We start from the raw sequence: 17,458 nt of genomic DNA, 5'->3' as shown, positions 1-17,458 counted from the left end.
CAACGTCGCGACAACGCGCTGTCGAAAGCCCGCTTCGAATTTCGCTGGGAAGATCAGTTCAATCTCGGTCTCGACCCGGACACGGCGCGCGCCTTCCACGACGAGACGCTGCCCAAGGACTCGGCCAAGGTGGCACACTTCTGCTCGATGTGCGGGCCTAAGTTCTGCTCGATGAAGATCACCCAGGAAGTGCGCGAACGATTTGGTGGCGACACCGCCAATGTCGCCGGCGACGAGCGGGAGGCCGGCCTGCAGGAGCAGGCGGAGCGTTTCAAGCGGGAAGGCGGTGAGCTCTACCGGGAAATCTGATACCGCCTGTGCAAGCGGGCCTGCGTCTTCCGAGCGTCGACGCAGGTTTCACTGCCGGCTCGACGCGCTGAGACTTTGGTCGCAATCAGGTTATATGCCATCCCGTTTTCGAATGGGCGGATCGCAAAAGGCCCGGGGATGCGTAGAATGCGCGCTTTTGCCCCCGGCAATTTCGCCTGCACAAGGAGCCCGCGCATGACATCAACGACCTCCCGGCCAAATCTGTGGCGACGCATTCCCCTGTGGCAGAAGATCATTGCCGGTCTGGTGCTGGGTGTTCTCGCCGGCGCGGTGATGGGCGAGCAGGCCAGCGTGTTCAAGCCGCTCGGCGATATCTTCATCAACGGCATCAAGATGCTGATCGTACCGCTGGTGTTCTCGACGCTGGTCGTCGGCATCACCGGCATGAGGGATCCCCAGAAGATGGGCCGCGTGGGTGCCCGCACCATCGCGCTCTATCTGGTCACCACCGCTTTCGCCATCGTCATCGGCCTGGTTGCCGCGACGATCTTCCAGCCGGGTGTCGGTGCCGATGCCTCGATGAGTGCCACGCAGCAGGCCAACGAGGCGCCATCGCTGGTGGATATCGTGGTCGGCCTGGTGCCGTCGAACCCGCTGCAGGCCATGATCGAGGGCAACATCCTGCAGATCATCGTCTTCGCCATCGGCCTTGGTATCTCGCTGATGATGATCGGCGAGAAGGGCGAGCCCGTCGTGCGGGTCTTCGAGAGCTTCGCCGAGGCGATGTACAAGTTGACCGCCATCGTCATGGCATTCGCCCCCTTCGGCGTCTTCGGCCTGATGGCCAATGTTTCCGGTCAGTATGGGCTGGACGTGCTGCTGCCGCTGGCCAAGGTGATCGGCGTGGTCTATCTCGCCTGTCTCGTTCATGTACTGGTCGTCTATACCGGACTGCTGAGCCTGGTCGGCCGGCTGAATCCGCTACGCTATCTGCAGGGCATCATCGACGCCCTGGTGGTGTCGTTCTCGTCGGCGTCGTCTTCCGGCACGCTGCCGGTCTCGATTCGCTGCGCGCAGAAGAACCTGGGCGTGTCGGAAGGCGTATCCAGTTTCGTGCTACCGGTGGGCGCAACCATCAACATGGATGGCACGGCGATCTACCAGGGGGTGGCGGCCCTGTTCGTCGCCCAGTTGGTGGGGGCCGACCTCTCGATGATGGACTACGGCATGATCGTGCTTACCGGCACGCTGGCCTCCATTGGAACGGCTGGCGTCCCCGGTGCCGGGCTGATCATGCTGTCGATCGTGCTGGCGCAGATCGGCCTGCCGCTGGAGGCGATCGGCGTCGTCGCGGGTGTGGACAGGATCCTCGACATGGCGCGGACCAGCGTCAACGTGGCCGGTGATCTGATGGTGACGACGCTGGTCGGCAAGAGCGAAAAGGAGCTGGATCTGGAAGTGTACAACCGGCCCGGCAAAGCCTGAGCGATAGCCTCTGCCCACCTCTCCGAACGACAGCGGCCCCGGTTTCTGCCGGGGCCGCTGGATGAAGAGTCCTCGCTGGGCACTCAATGCCCGAAAGACTCGATATACCGGGATTCAGCACTGACTAGTGGCGTGGTTTGGTGGCATCCTTCAGATTGCCTTTGGCGGACTTGGCATCCCCCTTGGCCTGCTGGGCCTTGCCCTTGCTTTCGAGTTCGCGATCCTTGGTCATCTTGCCAGCGGCTTCCTTCACCTTGCCGGCTGCCTTGTCGACCTTGCCTTCCGTCTTGTCCGACTTCGAGTGCGTCGTCATGGGTGCTACCTCGTTATCCGTGGATATCCTTATCCGTCCGCCGTCGTTTTCGATGCGAAGAGCTCGGGACGGCGAACGTAAACTCAGAGTAGTTCGCCACGGGGAAGCCGAAACGGGAGATTGGTAAAGATTTGTTCTGGCGAAGCGGACCCATGGCGGACGGATATCATCCGGGACGATCGTTACGGGAGCGCGGGGAAGAAACGAAAGAGAGCGCAGTGGATCGACGAGAGCCGCCCGGTGACAGGCGGCTCGACAGGCAACCGAGCGGGAACGATCAAGTGCGCGAGGTCACTTCCAGCAGATGGTAGCCAAACTGGGTCTTGACCGGTCCGTGGACCTCGTTGACCGCACCATTGAATACGACCTCATCGAACTCCTTGACCATCTGGCCACGCCCGAAGGTGCCGAGTTCGCCACCCTGACGCCCGGAGGGGCAGGTAGAGTGCTGACGGGCCACTTCGGCAAAATCGCTGCCGGCTTCGATCTGCTGCTTGAGCTCGAGACACTGCTGTTCGCTGTCGACGAGAATATGGCGGGCGCTGGCCTGTGCCATGACATCACTCCTGAATCTTGATCAATGGGAACCGGCATTCTACGAAAACACGCCACCCGGCGTCACCGCCGATTTCCGAACCGTCACTGCCCCTCGAACCGACGCGCCAGGTAGCGATTGATATCGGCGGACTCATACATCCACTCGACCTCGCCATTTCCATGGTCGATGCGCAGGCACGGCACCATGGTGCGGCCCCCGCCCGCCATGAGCTCCTGGCGGCGCTCCGGGTCACGCTGGGTGTCGCGCAGTTCGATGGGCAGCGCCAGGCGTTGAATCTGGTGGCGGACGCGATGGCAGAATGGACAGCTCATGAAATGATAGAGCGCCAAGTCCCGACAGGCGCGATCGACGGCAGCCTGAGCGTCGGCGGAACGCTCGATGGGAGTCGCTGAGAACATGGTCTTGAACCACCTCCTGATTCGGTCGGACATGAGATATGACGCCACCTTCCCGTCTGTCGTTCAGTTGACCGGCACCGATGCCTCATCGCCATCAGACTCGGCCGCCTCACTGGCGGCCTGGTCGATCGCAGCGGCATCCTGATCGTCGACCAGGACCGGAATCGTCAGCGGCGCATCGGTCGGCATCGTCACGCTCGCGGGTGGCACCGCCTCGATGGGCGCGGGCACGTAGCGCTGAGCCGGCGGTTCGGGAGGGAGCAGGAAGTCGCTGGAGACCAGCGGTTGCGCCCGTTCGGCGTCACCGGGAAGCCGCAGGGTCGCCTGGATCAGCGGCGACGCGAACTGATCCCGAAACTCCTGCCGCGAAATCCTCCCGCTCCCATCCGCATCCAATGTGTGCCAGTCGCCCCCCAACCCCAGCCGTTCGACGTCCAGCGGCAACAACGAACCATCGGCATCGCCATCGGCGGTATCGAAGACGTTGTCGGCGCTGACCTGGCCGCTCCCCTGGGCCGCCGGCCGGTCGACGACGACGTCAGGGTTCGTCGTGTTGGAAGCGCAAGCCGTCAGCCATAGCATCACGGGGATCGACACCAGCCACCCACGCGGCCACCCTGCGGCTCTCGTACTCCTCACCGTAGTGGGATTCATCCCCTTTGCATTCATCCGTTCGTCTCCCTCGAGATTCGTACCCGATGCCGACGGCGTCATCATCGCCGCGGATTCCGCAGCGAGCCGTCGTCCAGCCGCTGCTGCCAGTTCTGCCACAGACTCAGCCGGCTCGATTCGCCGACTTCACGCCCGCCTCCACCCAGTTTGCTGATCCAGAGATGACTGCCGTTGAAGCTGTAGATCGGGAGCAGATCGTTGCGGCTGGAGGCCGGCTCGATCCGTTTGTCGATGTTGTCCAGCACCACCGGCGGCGTCGCCGCGCTGGGTGCCCAGGTCACCACCATATGGAACTGATCGTAGGGAATGTACTTGACGTAATGCAGGCGCAGTTGATTGTCCGGTACGCCGAGCTCGCGCAGCGTCAGGTACTTGGCCATGGCGAAATCCTCGCAATCCCCCGCGCCGACACCGAGAAACTCGAATGGCGTGGCCCAGTAATCCTCCACCTGCCAGACATCGACATCGTCGACGAAACGCAGCTGATTGAAGAAGTCGTTGACCCCCTTGAGCTGGGTCTCGACCGACCGCCCCTGCAGTTGGTCGATCAGCACCGGCCACTGCTGGATACGCTGCCATCCCGCCTGGCCATAGATCGAGACCACCTCCTGTCGCGGCGGCAACTTCGGCAAGGCCTGGACCAGGGGGCCGAACTGGAACATGCCCAGCAGACAGAGCAGACCCAGGAGCGCCGGGACCGGGCGGCCGGTGACGGCGCGAACGACGCTCATCGCCATCGGCTCAAGCCCCGCCAGCCAATCGACGCCCCGGGGTCACTTCAATGCCAGCGGAGAGATCGGGGCCAGATAGCCCTGATACCCGTCGGCGCCGACTGCTGCCACGCGTTGACGTTCTTCGTCGGACTCGACCCGCGTCACGATCACTCGCGACTCGACCTGGTGCGCCGCCATGCAGAGGCTTCTCAGGAACTCGGTGTCGACCTCCTCGCGCACGAAGAATCCCTGGTCGATCTTGACGTAATCGGGACGCAGCCTGGCCAGGTAGGCCATGGCCTGAAGATTTCTCGCGAACCGGTCGACGCCGCACCTGGCCCCGAGACGATGCGCGCTACGGAACAACTGCTGCACCACGTCGAGGTGATCGAGCGCGATCTCTTCGCTGACCTCCAGATCCAACCTGGCGGTGACGCGTGCATTGCCTTCCAGCCAGCCGACCAGTGCGCGGTACCGGTCGGGCTCGGCCAGCGAATCGGCCGTGAGATTGACCGCCAGGCGGCCGTCGATGCGCTCGGCGATGGCGCCGAGGCTCTCCAGTACGGCGCGGTCCAGCTGGGCCCCCATGCGAAAGTGATTGAGTACCGGCAGGAATATGTAGGCCGGATGCTGATTGTCACCTTCGTTGAGCCGCACGAACACTTCACGGTGCAACTCGCTGCCATCGGCTAGCACGACCGGCTGCACGACGAGACTGATGTCGCGCTCGCTGAGTGCCCGCTCGATGACCTGGCGCCACTCCTGACGCCCTCGCGCGGCCAGTGTGTTCTCGGGCCGGACCGTCATCCAGCGCTTGCCGAGTTCGATGGCGTCGCGCAGCGCACTGTCCGCTCGCGCCAGCATGCCCTCGCGGGTCATGCCGGTGTCACGCAGTACCACGCCGGCGCAGGTGTAGTGCTGGCGGGTCTCGGAGAGCGGGTTGGCATCGACGACATCGTCGAGACGATCCAGCGTATCCTCGAGCCACCGCTCCCGTGTGTCGTCGTCGCAGTCCGGCAGAATCAACGCGAACTCTTCGGCGGACAGCCGTGCAGCCAGAACGGCACGGCCTTCGAGCTGCGCCCCCTTGAGATGGCTTCCCAGGCTGCGGATCGCCTGGTCCCGGGCCTCGAAGCCGTCACGCCGATAGAGCGCCTGCAGATGATCGATGCGCAGGATCGCCAGGGCGCCTCCCACCGGCGCCGCCAGCCACTCGTCGAGCGCACGGGCCAGATAGGCCCGGTTGCCCAATTGCGATACCGCGTCCTGCTCGGTCAGGCGCTGCAGACGGACGACCTGCTCCGCCTGCTGTTCGAACTGCTGGTTGAGTCTGGCGCCCAGCCGATTCACCGACTCGGTGATCCCCTGGAGCTCACGGATACGGCTGGGTTCCAGCGCTTCGTCGAAACCGTCGATCTGCATGTCGGAGATGCGCCGCGAGAGCCGATTGAGCGGGCCCAGCAGCCGTTTGATACCGATCACGCAGAGCACCACCACTACCAGCATGCCGATCGCCAGCCACGTCAACAGCTGCAACGCCAGGTACCAGAGCTGATCGTAGGCGCCGGCTCGTTCCGACTCGACCCTGATGCTGCCTAGCGCCGACCACCCGCCGCTGATCTCTCGCTCGCTGACGGCGTTGGGCAACGCCACCACACGCTGGAACCACTGGGGCGTGTCGCTCTCGCGCCGGGAGTCGATCACCAAGGGCTCGTCTCGCCCCACCGCCTCGAGGCGAATTCGACGCACCGACCCGCCATCGGCCGCCGCCCGCATGAGCGTCTCTGCACTGATCCAGTCGCCGATCTCGACGAAAGGCACCAGGGACAGGCTCAGCGCCTGGGCGAGATTGTCGACGTCGGCTTGCTGGCGATCGGCCAGCGAGGCTCGTGTCTGGTGCACTTCGATCGCGAAGATACCGGCCGAGAACAGAAACAGCAGGCCGACCATGATCGCGATCGAACGTCGAAACAGGCTCATGGAACTCTCCTCGTCAGCCCTGCGGGCGGTCGTTGGCAGGGTTCGCCCCGGGGTAACGATCGCCTGCGTCACCGATCATGCCGGTGTCCACCTGAAGCGTGTCCAGCAGTTGACCGGTCGCGGACAGCAGCCGGTAGTTGGCCTGACGTAGCGCGAACTCCGCCTGGACCCGGGCCTGCTGAGCGTCATAGAGCTCGGTCTCGCTGTCGAGCATGTCGAGCAGCGTGCGGCGACCGATGTCGAACTGCTTGCGGTAGTTGACCCGGGTCTGCTGACTGGCTTCCACATGCCGATTCAGGAACGGCAGCTGGCTGGTGACGTAGTCGCGCGCGTTCCAGGCCAGCCGCAGCTCGTCGCGAATCTCGCGCAGGGAGCGGTCGCTGTCGTAGCGCACGGCACGCAGCGCCTCTTCCCGGGAGTGCATCTCGGCGGTGTCGATGCCGCCGCGATAGAGATTCCACGACATCACCAGGTCGGCGCTCCAGTCGTCCGCGTCATTGCCTTCGTAATCGTAATCGCGGCTGGCCAGCCGGCTCGCCTCGGCACGGAAGGTAGGCAGAAAATCGCCACGTTCGGCGGCGACCTCGTGACGCGCCGCATCGATCGAGCGCGATGCGGCAATGACCAAGGGGTTGTTCGCCGTCGCCATTGCCATGGCAGCGTCGAAATCGCCAGGCACGCCGTGCATGTCGACGTCATCCGGCAACGTCAGATTCCTGGGCGACTCGCCGACATAGCGGATGAACGCGGAGACGGCGTCGTCGAGATTGTTGCGTGCGGCGATCAGGCTCGCCTGGGCCTGTGCCAGGCGCCCCTCGACCTGACTGGTGTCGGTAGCGGTACCGGCCCCCAGCTCTTCGCGACGACGAATGTCGGCCGCGATGCGCTGGTGAGTGTCGACGTTGCGCTGCGCCAGCTCGAGCAGGCGCTGCGATCGCAGCACATCGAGATAGCTCTGGACCGTTACCAGCCCCACCTGATTGGCCGCCGCCGCGACCTGCCAGCGCTGATAGTCGCTCTCGGCATCCGCCTGGCGAATACGCTCGATCGTCGTGTTGCCGTCCCAGATCAGCTGCGACAGCGTGAGATAGGCGCGCCGGTAACTGTGGGGATCGCTGGACTGCGAGATACCATCGATCTCGCTCTCGTTCTCGCCATAGCCGACACGCGCTTCCAGGTCGACCGAGGGCAGATAGGCGCCCCGCTGCGCCCTGGCGTCCTCCAGGTTCTGCTGATAGCGCGCCATCTCGGTGCGCGTGCTGGGATACTCCATGACCGCCTGGGTCACCGCCTCGGTCAAGGTTTGCGCCTGAGCGCTACCGGCGAGCGTTGCGATACCGGCGGACAGAACCCATCTCTTCATCATCACGCTTGTGTCACCCCTTTCTTGTCTCGCTGCGCGCTCAACGTTCACGCATCGCGCCCTGCTGCGCCCGGAGTATCGGTTTCAACAGGTACTGCAAAATGGTCTGCTCGCCGGTAACGATGTCTACCGTGGCCTGCATGCCTGGAATGATCGCCAGGTCGTCGACGTTCTTGCCCAGATGATTGCTGTCGGTGCGGACCGTCACCTCATAGAAGGTATTGCCCTTCTCGTCCTCTTCGGTGTCCGGGCTGATACGCATGACCTGCCCCTTCATGCCGCCGTAGATGGTGAAGTCGTAGGCGGAGAGCTTCACCGTCGCCGGCTGGCCGACACGAATGAAGCCGATGTCCCGCGGCGCGATCCTCGCCTGGACCAGCAACTTGTCCTCGATCGGCACGATCTCCATCAGGCTCGCACCGGGATCGACCACGCCGCCGATGGTGTTGACGTTGATCGACTGCACCTTGCCGCGGACCGGTGACGTGATCAGCGTGCGATCGACACGATCCTGGAGACTGACGCGGCCCTGCTGGAGACTGTCGAGCTTGTTTCGCGCTTCGGTCAGGGCATCGGCGCTTCGCGACCGGAACTGCGCGGCGACGTCCCGACGCTTGCTGATCGCTTCCTGCAGTTCGGACTGCTTGGCCGGGATCGACAGTTGCGCGGACTCCAGCTCACCGCGCTGGTCGTTGACCTGACGCTGCAGGTTGAGCAGATCGACCTGGGAGACGATGCCTTCCTTCACCAGCGGAGCGGTGATCCCCAACTGCTGACGCGACAGCTGGTAGCTGCGCGACAGCGATTCCGCCTTGGCCCGCAACTCCTGCAGTTCCTGCTGGCGCTGCTGAATCTGCGCGGCCGCCTGATCGAGCTGGGAACGCAGGCCATTGATCCGCTCGTTGTAGGCGCTGGAGGCAGCACTGTAGATATCCTGATTGGTCTCCTCGAACTCATCACTGAGCGGGATCGGTCGAGACGACACGCTGACCTGATCCCGCCACTCCGAGGCGTCGGGCGACACCGTGACCGAGGCGAGTTCCGCCTGGTACTGCGCCACGGACGCCTGCAAGCCGGCCAGGGTCGAGTTGCGCTCCGCCAGGTCGGAGGTCGCTCGCGTCGGGTCGATCCGCGCCAGCGGCTGGCCAGCCTCGACCAGATCACCCTCGTCGACGTAGATCTCGCGAACGATGCCACCTTCCAGGTTCTGGATCGTCTGCAGCCGGGAGGAGGGAACCACCTGCCCGGTACCACGTGTCACCACCTCAATGCTCGACAGCCCCGCCCATACCAGAAACGCGATGAGGGCGGCCAGCAACACCCAGATGATGATGCGCGAGCGCCATGGGGTCGCCAGCAGCGTGGCGGCACTGGCATCGTCGGCAAGCTCCAGTTCCCGCGCATTCGGCCGAGGCCACTTGACGACGTTATCCGCGCTGGCCATGGCGCACCTCCTGCGGGCCGTCGGCCTGGGGCATTACCGAGTTCGCGTCCGCGGGGGCCTGGACGCGGCCCTCGTTGAGCGCCTTGAGGACGGCCGCCTTGGGGCCGTCGGCAATCACCCGGCCGCTGTCGAGCACGATGATCCGGTCGGCCACCTCGAGCATCGAGCTCTTGTGGGTCACCAGGACCAGGGTCTGGCTGCGGGGAAGATCCCTCAGCGTGCGGCGCAGCAGCGCCTCAGCGCGGTTGTCCATATAGGAGCCGGGTTCGTCCAGCAGCAGCAGCGCAGGGTTGGTCAAAATCGCCCGGGCCAGCAGCACCGCCTGACGCTGACCGCTGGAAAGCAGCCGGCCACCCTCGCCGATCTGGCGATCCAGGCCATCGGGATCGCGCCGGGTGAATTCGCCCACGCCGGCGATGTCCGCCGCACGCTGGACCGACTCGTCACTGGCGTAGGGCTGGCCGAGGATGATGTTGTCGCGAATCGAGCCGAAGAACAGCGAGCTGTCCTGTCCGGCAAATCCGATATGGCGACGCACGTCCGCGGGATGAATCTGGTTGATGTCGAGACCGTCGATTCGCACGCTGCCCGCGGTCGAGCGATAGAGACCGCTCATGAGCCGCTCGACGGTACTCTTGCCGGCCCCCATCCGGCCGATGATCGCGACCCGCTCCCCCGGCTCGATGGTGAACGAGACGTCGGTCAGCACTTCCGGGGACTGCTCGCCGTAACGAAAACCGACGTGGTCGAACTCGATGCGCATGTTGAGCTTGTCGCGATGGACGTAGTTCTTGGCCTCGTCGACCTCGTCGGGCAGATGCATGATCTGGTCGATCGCCGCCATGGCGCTGCGGGTCTGGCCGAAACGGGTGATAAGCAGCGCCATCTGCGCCAACGGCTGCAGTGCCCGGCCGGTCAGCATGACGGCCGCGATCAACCCGCCCATCGACAGCTCGGCGTTGCCGATCAGGTAGACCCCGAGCACCACCAGCGCCACGGTGGACAGCTGATTGACCGACATGGTCAGCGACGATACCGAAGTGGAGAGGTTGCGGCTCTTGACGCCCCACTTGGCGATTTCCCCCACGGCCCGCTCATAGCGGCGCTGGGTCTCTCCCTGGGCATTGGCGAGCTTGATGCTTTCCAGGCCCGCCACGCTCTCTACCAGCCGCGCGTGCTTTTCCGTCGCCAGTCGCGAGCCCAGCTCGATCGAGCGTTTCAGCGGCCACTGGATGATGATGCTGTAGCCGATCAGGATCAGCAGCGCGACGATCGGCACCCAGACCAGCGCACCGCCGACGATCCACACCACCAGCAGAAACAGAATCGCGAACGGCAGATCGACCAGCGTGGTCATGGTCATCGAGGTGAAGAAATCGCGAACGGAATCGAACTCCTGCAGATGCTTGACGAAGGCGCCCACCGATACCGGGCGCGCCTCCATCCTAAGATTCATCACCTTGGCAAAGATCTTGGCGGACAGCAGCACCTCGGACTTCTTGCCCGCCGTATCGAGGAACCACGACCGAACCTGGCGCATCAACAGGTCGAAACCGACCACTATCGCCATCCCCGTTGCCAGCACCCAGAGCGTATCGAAAGCGAGGTTCGGCACCACCTTGTCGTAGACGTTCATGGTGAAAAGCGGTGCCGCCAGGGCGAAAAGATTGATCAGCAGCGAGGCGATCAGGACATCGCGGTAGATCGGCGTCGAGAGCTTCAGCGTCGACCAGAACCAGTGCCCTTCGGCGAGCTTGATCGTCTCCGGGGCGCGGGCGTCGAAGCGGTGTTCCCGGCGAGCGTAGATCACCTGGCCGGTGGCCTGTTCGATCAACGAGTCCATGTCGACGGTCTGGGTGCCTTCAGCCTCCGGCAGGTAGACCGTCGCCTGCTTGCGCTCGGCATCGCGCTCCAGCATCACCACGGCGCGCCGGCCCTGCAGGATCACGATGCAGGGCAGCAGGATATCGGCCACGCGGTCGGCGCGCTGGCTCACCAGCTTGGCCGAAAGTCCGGCCCTCTGCGCCGCCCGCGGTACCAGCGATAGCGTCAGCCTGCCGTCGTCCAGCGGCAAGCCGTCGCTGATCACATCGGCCGATTTCGGCGTACCGTGATGCCGGGAGAGAAAGACCAGCGCACCCAGTAGCGGATCGATCTCCTTCTCTCCGGCAGGATCCGGACGAAGCGGTGTCGGTTCATCAACCAAACCAGTGGTCTCCTGTCATTCGGCGGCGCACCTCAGCCGTCGAGATTCGTCTTGAGATTGCCGTGATCCAGCAGCGTCTTGATGATTTCGGTATCCGAGCCGCCGAGCGTTGTCATGTCGACGTTACTGAAGACGATCTTCTGCGTGACGGCACCATCCGGACCACCTGTCTTGATCTCCAGCGTCGAGCCGCCGCTGGTGGCGGCGCCCGGCGCGCCGCTGGCCTCGCCCTTGACGAAGTGCAGCTGCTGAGCCGCCAGCGAGGCCAGGTCGGCGTTGGAGAGGCTCGAGTTACCGATGTCGAGCATATCGGAGAGGTCGAGCCGGTCACCGCCATCACCGCCCTTGAAGTCGGTGATGCGATCGATCGCCGGGGCGCTCGGTGCGCCCTGATCGCCGCGCATCCAGGCAAAGGTATCGCTGCCGTCACCGCCCGTCAGAATATCGTTGCCCTTGCCACCTTCGAGACGGTCGGCACCAGCGCCGCCGTCGAGCGTGTCGTTGCCGGCGCCGCCGGTCAAGGTGTCGCGACCGGTGCCGCCGCTGAGGGTATCGTTGCCTTCGCCCCCGCGTAGGATGTCGTCGCCGTCGCCGCCGGTGAGGATGTCATTGCCCTTGCCGCCAATCAGCACGTCGTCGCCCTTGCCCCCGATGAGCGTCGTACCGCTGTCGTTGGCCATCAGGGTGTCGTCGCCGTCGCTGCCGGTCAATGTCTGCCCGCGCTGGTAGTCGACGGTTACCGACGCCGTATCGGTGCTCCCGTAGCTGTCGGTGAGGGTGTAGTCGGTCCTCAACGTCGAGGCCGTGTCGGCAGCGTTGGCGTAACCGATCTTCATCGACAGGTCGTAGGTCTCGGCGCCATAGCCGTCGAAGAGCCCGGTGCCGCTATCCTTCACGTTCATGACCGCCACGGTGTAGCTCTTGTCCCCGCCGCTCGAGTTGGTGAAGGTGCCACCGTTGGCCAGCGCAGTGAAGCCACTATCCCCTGCGCCCTTGTAAGCCAGCGCCACACTGCCGGCGACGCTGGTCGCCAGGGTCAGGGATTCTCCGGCACGCAGGGTCAGTGTCATGAGATCGTTGGCATTGCTGCCGAATCCCGACAGCCAGTTGCCGCCGGCCAGACTACCGCGCACCACGGTCGCCGCGGTGTTGGCCGCCTGTGCAGCGGTGGAGAAGCTGCCGCGATCCAGGGCGAAACTGTCGGCGTTGCGCTTGTCCTGAGTCTGTACGCTGGTCGCGGTGAAATCGGCCGCACGATCCTTCCAGCCGGTGGTCAAGGTCAGCCCGTTGGTGGTCGCCGTGCTGCCCGCCGCAATGGCGTCATTGGCGAGCAGCACGTCGGCGCCAACGCTCAGGCTCGGACTCAGGATGTTGGTGATGATGTGGTCGTCATGCGCCGAGGTGACACCGTTCTTGACGTTGATGTTCATCACCCCGCTGGCGGTGTCGCCGTCGGCATCGCTGAGGGTGTAGCGAATGGCGTCGGTACCGAAGCTGCCCAACTTGGCCGTGTAGCGGTAGCTGCCGTCATCCATGTCCATGGTCAACTTGCCGCCCAGCGCGGTAGTGATACCCAGCTTGTGCGAGCTGCCGTCGTAGGTGTAGGTGGCTCCGCTCGACGAGGCAGAGACGGTGCCGCTGCTCTTGTCGAAGGTGTAGGTCACGCCATCGACGACCACACTCTTGACGTAGCCGCCGTCTCCACCGAAAGACGATAGGCCATGCTCGCCGCCGCTCAGCAGCCCATCCTGCAACAGCGGCATCTGGACCGTGCCACTCACGATACTCGACAGCATATCGAGGTTGGTGACGACCACCGCGTCGGTGTCATCCCCCGTGCGGCCATCGTAGGCCACCGGGTTGAGATGGGTCTGACTCACGTCGCCGCCGATCCCCAGCGCCAGCGAGTCGATGCCATTCTTACCGAGGAACGCCTTCCAGGCCGCCTCTTCATTGGCATCGATACCGTCGCCCCGATTGACGTCCACGGTATTGCCGGGGTTGACCTGTGATGCCGTCGGATAGGCGCTTGACAAGGTGGGTTCGCCATCGGAGAAGAAGTACGAGACGTTCTGCACCTCGCCGGTCAGCTTGCCACTGCCGTTCCAGGCAGTCTGGGCGTTGCTCAAGGCGTAGTCGTAGTTGGTGCCGCCACCGACCTCAAGCGCATCGACCGCCTTGAGCGCATCGGAGACCGTCATCCACTGCTTGGGTGAATTGTCGAGCTGATCGGAGAACGGTGCCAGCGCCACCTTGACGTTGCCGATGTCGTCGTACTTCGTCAGCATCTCCTTGATCGACTGCTGGAGCACCTGAAGGCGTGTCTGCTCGACGCCGCCAACGGTTACCTTGTCGTTCATGCTGGCCGAGGTATCCACGACCAGCAGCACGTTGGTGTTGATGGCGCCCTGGACGAAGCTGATCGCGCGGGTTTGTGCCACTGGCGAGTCATCCTCGACGGTGACCCCGATCGTGGAGTTGGCGGTGATGCTGCCATCGCTGACCTTGACGCCGAGATTGAAACTGAGTGTGTCCTCGCCCTTGCCGGGATGGTCGAGGCCGGCCTTCAGGGTCACCTGATACTGCCCGTTGGCATCAATGGTCGCGCGAATCACCTCCTTGCCACCGGCCGAGCCGATCAGCGTGCCGCTGTCGCTGCCGCTCCAGGTGATCGCGGCGCCCCCGGAGCTGAGCCCCCCGGTCGGCGCGGTCAGGGTATAGGTCAACTTGTCGCCATCGACATCCGTCGCCAGCACGCGTCCGCTTGCCGTCGCCGCATCCGTCGTATCGGAAGTTCCCTGCGTGTCAGGCATGCCACCTGGCAACCCCTCCTCGGAGACGGTGGCGCCATAGCTCTGGGTCGCGATCACCGGCGCGTCGTTGACCGCATGCACGGTGACCGGAATCGCCACGCTGGTCGTCGCGCTGTCGCCGGTGCTGCTCTCGGTCGAGGTGACCGCAGCCGTCAGATTGATCGTGCCGTTGTAGTTGGCCGCCGGCTTGAGCGTCAGCGTATTGAGATTCCAGCCGCTCAGATCCACATTGGTTTGCCCGCCGCTGCCGACGACGGTGTGACTGCCATCGCTCAGGGTGGCGCCGGCCGGAATACCACTCAGCCTGACGCCGCCGAGCGTCTCAGAGCCGTCGGTATCGATCAGCGCCGCGGCGATCTTGGACAGGTGGATGACCGAGTCCTCGTCGCCTTCGTTCATGGCGTAGAGCTGATAGTAGCCGTTGCCATTACCATCGCCGCCGAGCAGCCCGGAGTGGTTGACGTTGGCGGCGTCGAGCGCGCTGGCATCCTGCATCAGTACATAGTTGGCAGTGTTGAGCGGGACTGTAGTGCCACCGTTGACGCCGACATTGAGCGTGTAGTTTCCGGCACCGGCCTGATTGTGATGATAGAGATCCAACGTGTAGTAGCCGGTCACCGTCGGTGTGTAGCTGCCGGAATAGTTGCCGGAACTACCGCCCCACGTCCCCTGAGCGACGACATTACCGCCGACGAGCACGCGAATACTGTCGTCTCCCGAGCCACTGAAAGCGTAGGTTTTCCCGGCCTCGAGATAGAGCAATCCCGACAGATGCGTCCCGGTGCCGGCGACCACGTTGGCGTTAGCGGCCGTCGTGACGTTGCCACTGCTCGCCGGCGTGCCGGCGCCGTCGATGGCCGCCTGCATGACCTTGGGATCGGCCCCGTTGCCGTTATTGCCAAGCGTCGTGATCGAGAAGGTCTCGCGCAGCAGGCCCTGGCCGTTGGCGCTGTTGCCACTTAGAATGAGCGTGGGTGCGTCGGCCAGCGCAGTGACATTGATCGTGGCCGTCGCCGGCGTCGCATCCATGCCACCTTGATTGTCGGTCGCCGTATACTTGAGCGAGGTGGTGCCCGACCAGTTGGCATCGGGCTTGAAGTAGACCGTCGCCCCATTGCTGCTGGCCGCCAGCGTCGCTCCGGCGGTCAGCAGTTGGGTTCCTGCCGCATCGCTGTAGAACTTGCCGTTGGCCCCCAGGGCGGTGATCTGGAAGCTCGCGACCGAACCATCCACATCCGTACCCGACAGATTGACCGCGATGAGTGGTGACGGATCTTCGGTGCCGGTGACACTGACATCCCGCGCCTCCGGCAACTCGTTGGTACCCACGATGGTCACCGAGATCGTCTTCGCCGTGCCGTCGAGGGTGGTCACGGTGAAGTTCTCGACCTTGCTCTCACCCGCTTTCAGATACTGCACGGCGCTGTTGGCAACGCTGTAACTCCAGTTCCCCCCGGCGGTGATGGCGAGCGTACCCAGGGTGCCAGCGGCGGCACTGGCGCTACCCGGTACGAAGGCACTCTGGGCATAGTCAGCGTCAGTGACCGTCAAGGCACCGCTGGTCGTCAGGTTACCCGAGGTATTGACGTTGCTGTCCTCGGTCACCGAGCCGGTGGCGGCACCGGTGATGACCGGCGCATCGTTGGTGCCGGTCACCGTCACGGTCAGCGTCGAGGTAGCAGTGCCACCCTGACCATCGCTGACGGTGTAGCTGACTCGGGTGGTGTCCTGCTGGCCCGCAGCCAGGCGATCGAACGCCGATCCCGGGTTGAAACTGTAGGAGCCATCCGCGTTCAGCGTGAAGGTGCCGCCGTTGGAGCCGGCGATGGCCTGGCCCACGCTGCCCGCGACCCCGTTGACCGCACTCACGCTCAGGATGCCGCCATCGATATCGCTGTCGTTGGCCAGCACACCCTGGGCGGCGCCCACGTTGAGCGTGGCGTTTTCACCCGTGCTGCCGGTATCGGCCACCGCTACTGGCGCATCGTTGGTGCCGGTTACCGTCACGGTCAGCGTCGAGGTGGCCGTACCACCCTGGCCGTCGCTTACGGTGTAGCTGATCTGAGTCTTGTCGCTCTGACCCGCGGCCAGACGATCGAACGCCGTGCCTGGGTTGAAGCTGTAGGAGCCATCCGCGTTCAGCGTGAAGGTGCCGCCGTTGGAGCCGGCGATCGACTGTCCCACGCTGCCTGCCACGCCATTGACCGCGCTGACGCTGAGTGTGCCGCCATCCAGATCGCTGTCGTTGGCCAGCACACCTTGCGCAGCGGCGACGTTGAGGGTGGCGTTTTCACCCGTGGTCTGGGTGTCAACCGTGGCAACCGGGGCATCATTGGTGCCGGTCACTGTCACAGTCAGTGTCGAGGTAGAAGTGCCACCCTGACCGTCGCTGACGGTGTAGCTGATCTGGGTCTTTTCGGTCTGCCCTGCAGCCAGGCGGTCGAATGCCGTGCCCGGGTTGAAGCTGTAGCTGCCATCCGCGTTCAGCGTGAAAGTGCCGCCGTTGGAGCCGGCAATCGCTTGGCCCACACTACCTGCCACACCGTTCACCGCGCTGACGCTCAGGGTGCCGCCATCGACATCGCTGTCGTTGGCCAGTACGCCTTGAGAGGCAGCCACGTTGAGGGTGGCATTTTCACCGGTACTGCCAGTGTCGGCGACCGCTACCGGGGCATCATTGGTGCCGGTGACGGTGATAGTCACCGTCTGCGGGGCACTGACGCCGCCATCGTTGTCAGTAGCGGTGTAGCTGAAGGTGACGTTGCGGCTCTGGCCAGCGGCCAGTGCGTCGAAGTCGGTACCTGGGTTGAAGGTGTAGGAGCCGTCGGCGTTAAAGGTCAGCGCGCCGTTGCCCTGGCCCACACCGGTCGCGAGTTGGTAACTCTCGACCGTGCCATCCACATCGGTAGCAGCCGGTACCTGAGCGTTCAGGGTGGCGTTTTCACCCGTGGTCTGAGTGTCGGCCTTGGCTACCGGCAGATCATTGGTGCCGGCAACAGTGATGGTCACCGTCTGCGGTGCGCTCACCCCGCCGTTGTTGTCGGTGGCGGTGTAGATGAAGGTGACATCGCGGCTTTCCCCCGCAGCCAGACCGTCAAAGTCCGCCCCCGGATTGAAGGTGTAGCTGCCGTCGCTGTTGAAGCTCAGCGAGCCATTGCCCTGGCCCACGCCGGTCGCAAGCTGATAGCTCTCGACCGTGCCATCCACATCGGTAGCAGCCGGTACCTGAGCGTTCAGGGTGG

The 17,458-nt window shown here is 64.2% G+C and carries 12 protein-coding genes; 2 read left to right on the top strand and 10 right to left on the bottom strand.

The window, feature by feature from the left end:
* Together Q0602_RS04255 and Q0602_RS04250 are read left to right on the top strand one after the other, a co-directional pair.
* Window positions 1–309, top strand: a 309-nt coding sequence (locus Q0602_RS04255; RefSeq protein WP_298839424.1) for a phosphomethylpyrimidine synthase ThiC, incomplete at its 5' end; no start/stop codon positions are given.
* A 195-nt stretch (window positions 310–504) separates the two neighbouring features.
* A complete protein-coding gene (locus Q0602_RS04250; protein WP_298839421.1) occupies window positions 505–1,755 on the top strand; it encodes a dicarboxylate/amino acid:cation symporter in 1,251 nt (416 codons plus the stop codon).
* 124 nt (window positions 1,756–1,879) lie between these two features.
* Here Q0602_RS04250 and Q0602_RS04245 read toward each other — a convergent pair whose 3' ends face one another.
* From Q0602_RS04245 to Q0602_RS04200, 10 genes are all read right to left on the bottom strand, one after another.
* Complete coding sequence (locus tag Q0602_RS04245; RefSeq protein ID WP_295037445.1) at window positions 1,880–2,068, bottom strand: CsbD family protein; 189 nt, start codon at window positions 2,066–2,068, stop codon at window positions 1,880–1,882.
* A gap of 277 nt (window positions 2,069–2,345) precedes the next feature.
* Window positions 2,346–2,624: a peptidylprolyl isomerase gene (locus Q0602_RS04240; protein ID WP_110602898.1), complete on the bottom strand. Its 279-nt coding sequence runs from the start codon at window positions 2,622–2,624 to the stop codon at window positions 2,346–2,348.
* Window positions 2,625–2,707: 83 nt separating this feature from the next.
* Window positions 2,708–3,025 (bottom strand): glutathione S-transferase N-terminal domain-containing protein, encoded by a 318-nt coding sequence (locus Q0602_RS04235; RefSeq protein ID WP_298839417.1) that lies wholly within the window; start codon window positions 3,023–3,025, stop codon window positions 2,708–2,710.
* A 63-nt stretch (window positions 3,026–3,088) separates the two neighbouring features.
* Complete coding sequence (locus Q0602_RS04230) at window positions 3,089–3,694, bottom strand: hypothetical protein (RefSeq protein ID WP_298839414.1); 606 nt, start codon at window positions 3,692–3,694, stop codon at window positions 3,089–3,091.
* A gap of 44 nt (window positions 3,695–3,738) precedes the next feature.
* Window positions 3,739–4,428, bottom strand: coding sequence for a transglutaminase-like cysteine peptidase (locus tag Q0602_RS04225; RefSeq protein WP_298839411.1), 690 nt, complete (start codon window positions 4,426–4,428; stop codon window positions 3,739–3,741).
* A gap of 42 nt (window positions 4,429–4,470) precedes the next feature.
* Window positions 4,471–6,390, bottom strand: a complete 1,920-nt coding sequence (locus tag Q0602_RS04220) for an EAL domain-containing protein (protein ID WP_298839408.1) — start codon at window positions 6,388–6,390, stop codon at window positions 4,471–4,473.
* Between the two features lie 13 nt (window positions 6,391–6,403).
* Window positions 6,404–7,753, bottom strand: coding sequence for a TolC family outer membrane protein (locus Q0602_RS04215; protein WP_298839406.1), 1,350 nt, complete (start codon window positions 7,751–7,753; stop codon window positions 6,404–6,406).
* A 40-nt stretch (window positions 7,754–7,793) separates the two neighbouring features.
* Entirely contained in the window at window positions 7,794–9,197 is a 1,404-nt protein-coding gene (locus Q0602_RS04210) for an HlyD family type I secretion periplasmic adaptor subunit (RefSeq protein ID WP_298839403.1), read from the bottom strand.
* Window positions 9,181–11,403, bottom strand: a complete 2,223-nt coding sequence (locus Q0602_RS04205) for a type I secretion system permease/ATPase (RefSeq protein WP_298839400.1) — start codon at window positions 11,401–11,403, stop codon at window positions 9,181–9,183. The genes Q0602_RS04210 and Q0602_RS04205 overlap by 17 nt, the downstream gene beginning before the upstream one ends.
* A 32-nt stretch (window positions 11,404–11,435) precedes the next feature.
* Window positions 11,436–17,453 carry an Ig-like domain-containing protein gene (locus tag Q0602_RS04200; protein WP_298839427.1) on the bottom strand — a complete coding sequence of 2,006 codons (6,018 nt, stop codon included), beginning with the start codon at window positions 17,451–17,453 and terminating at the stop codon, window positions 11,436–11,438.
* Between the last annotated feature and the right edge of the window lie 5 nt (window positions 17,454–17,458).

Source organism: uncultured Salinicola sp. (assembly GCF_937921195.1).
Taxonomy (GTDB): domain Bacteria; phylum Pseudomonadota; class Gammaproteobacteria; order Pseudomonadales; family Halomonadaceae; genus Salinicola.
Note: the sequence above shows the minus strand (reverse complement) of the source record. Positions and strands in the feature narration are given on the sequence as shown.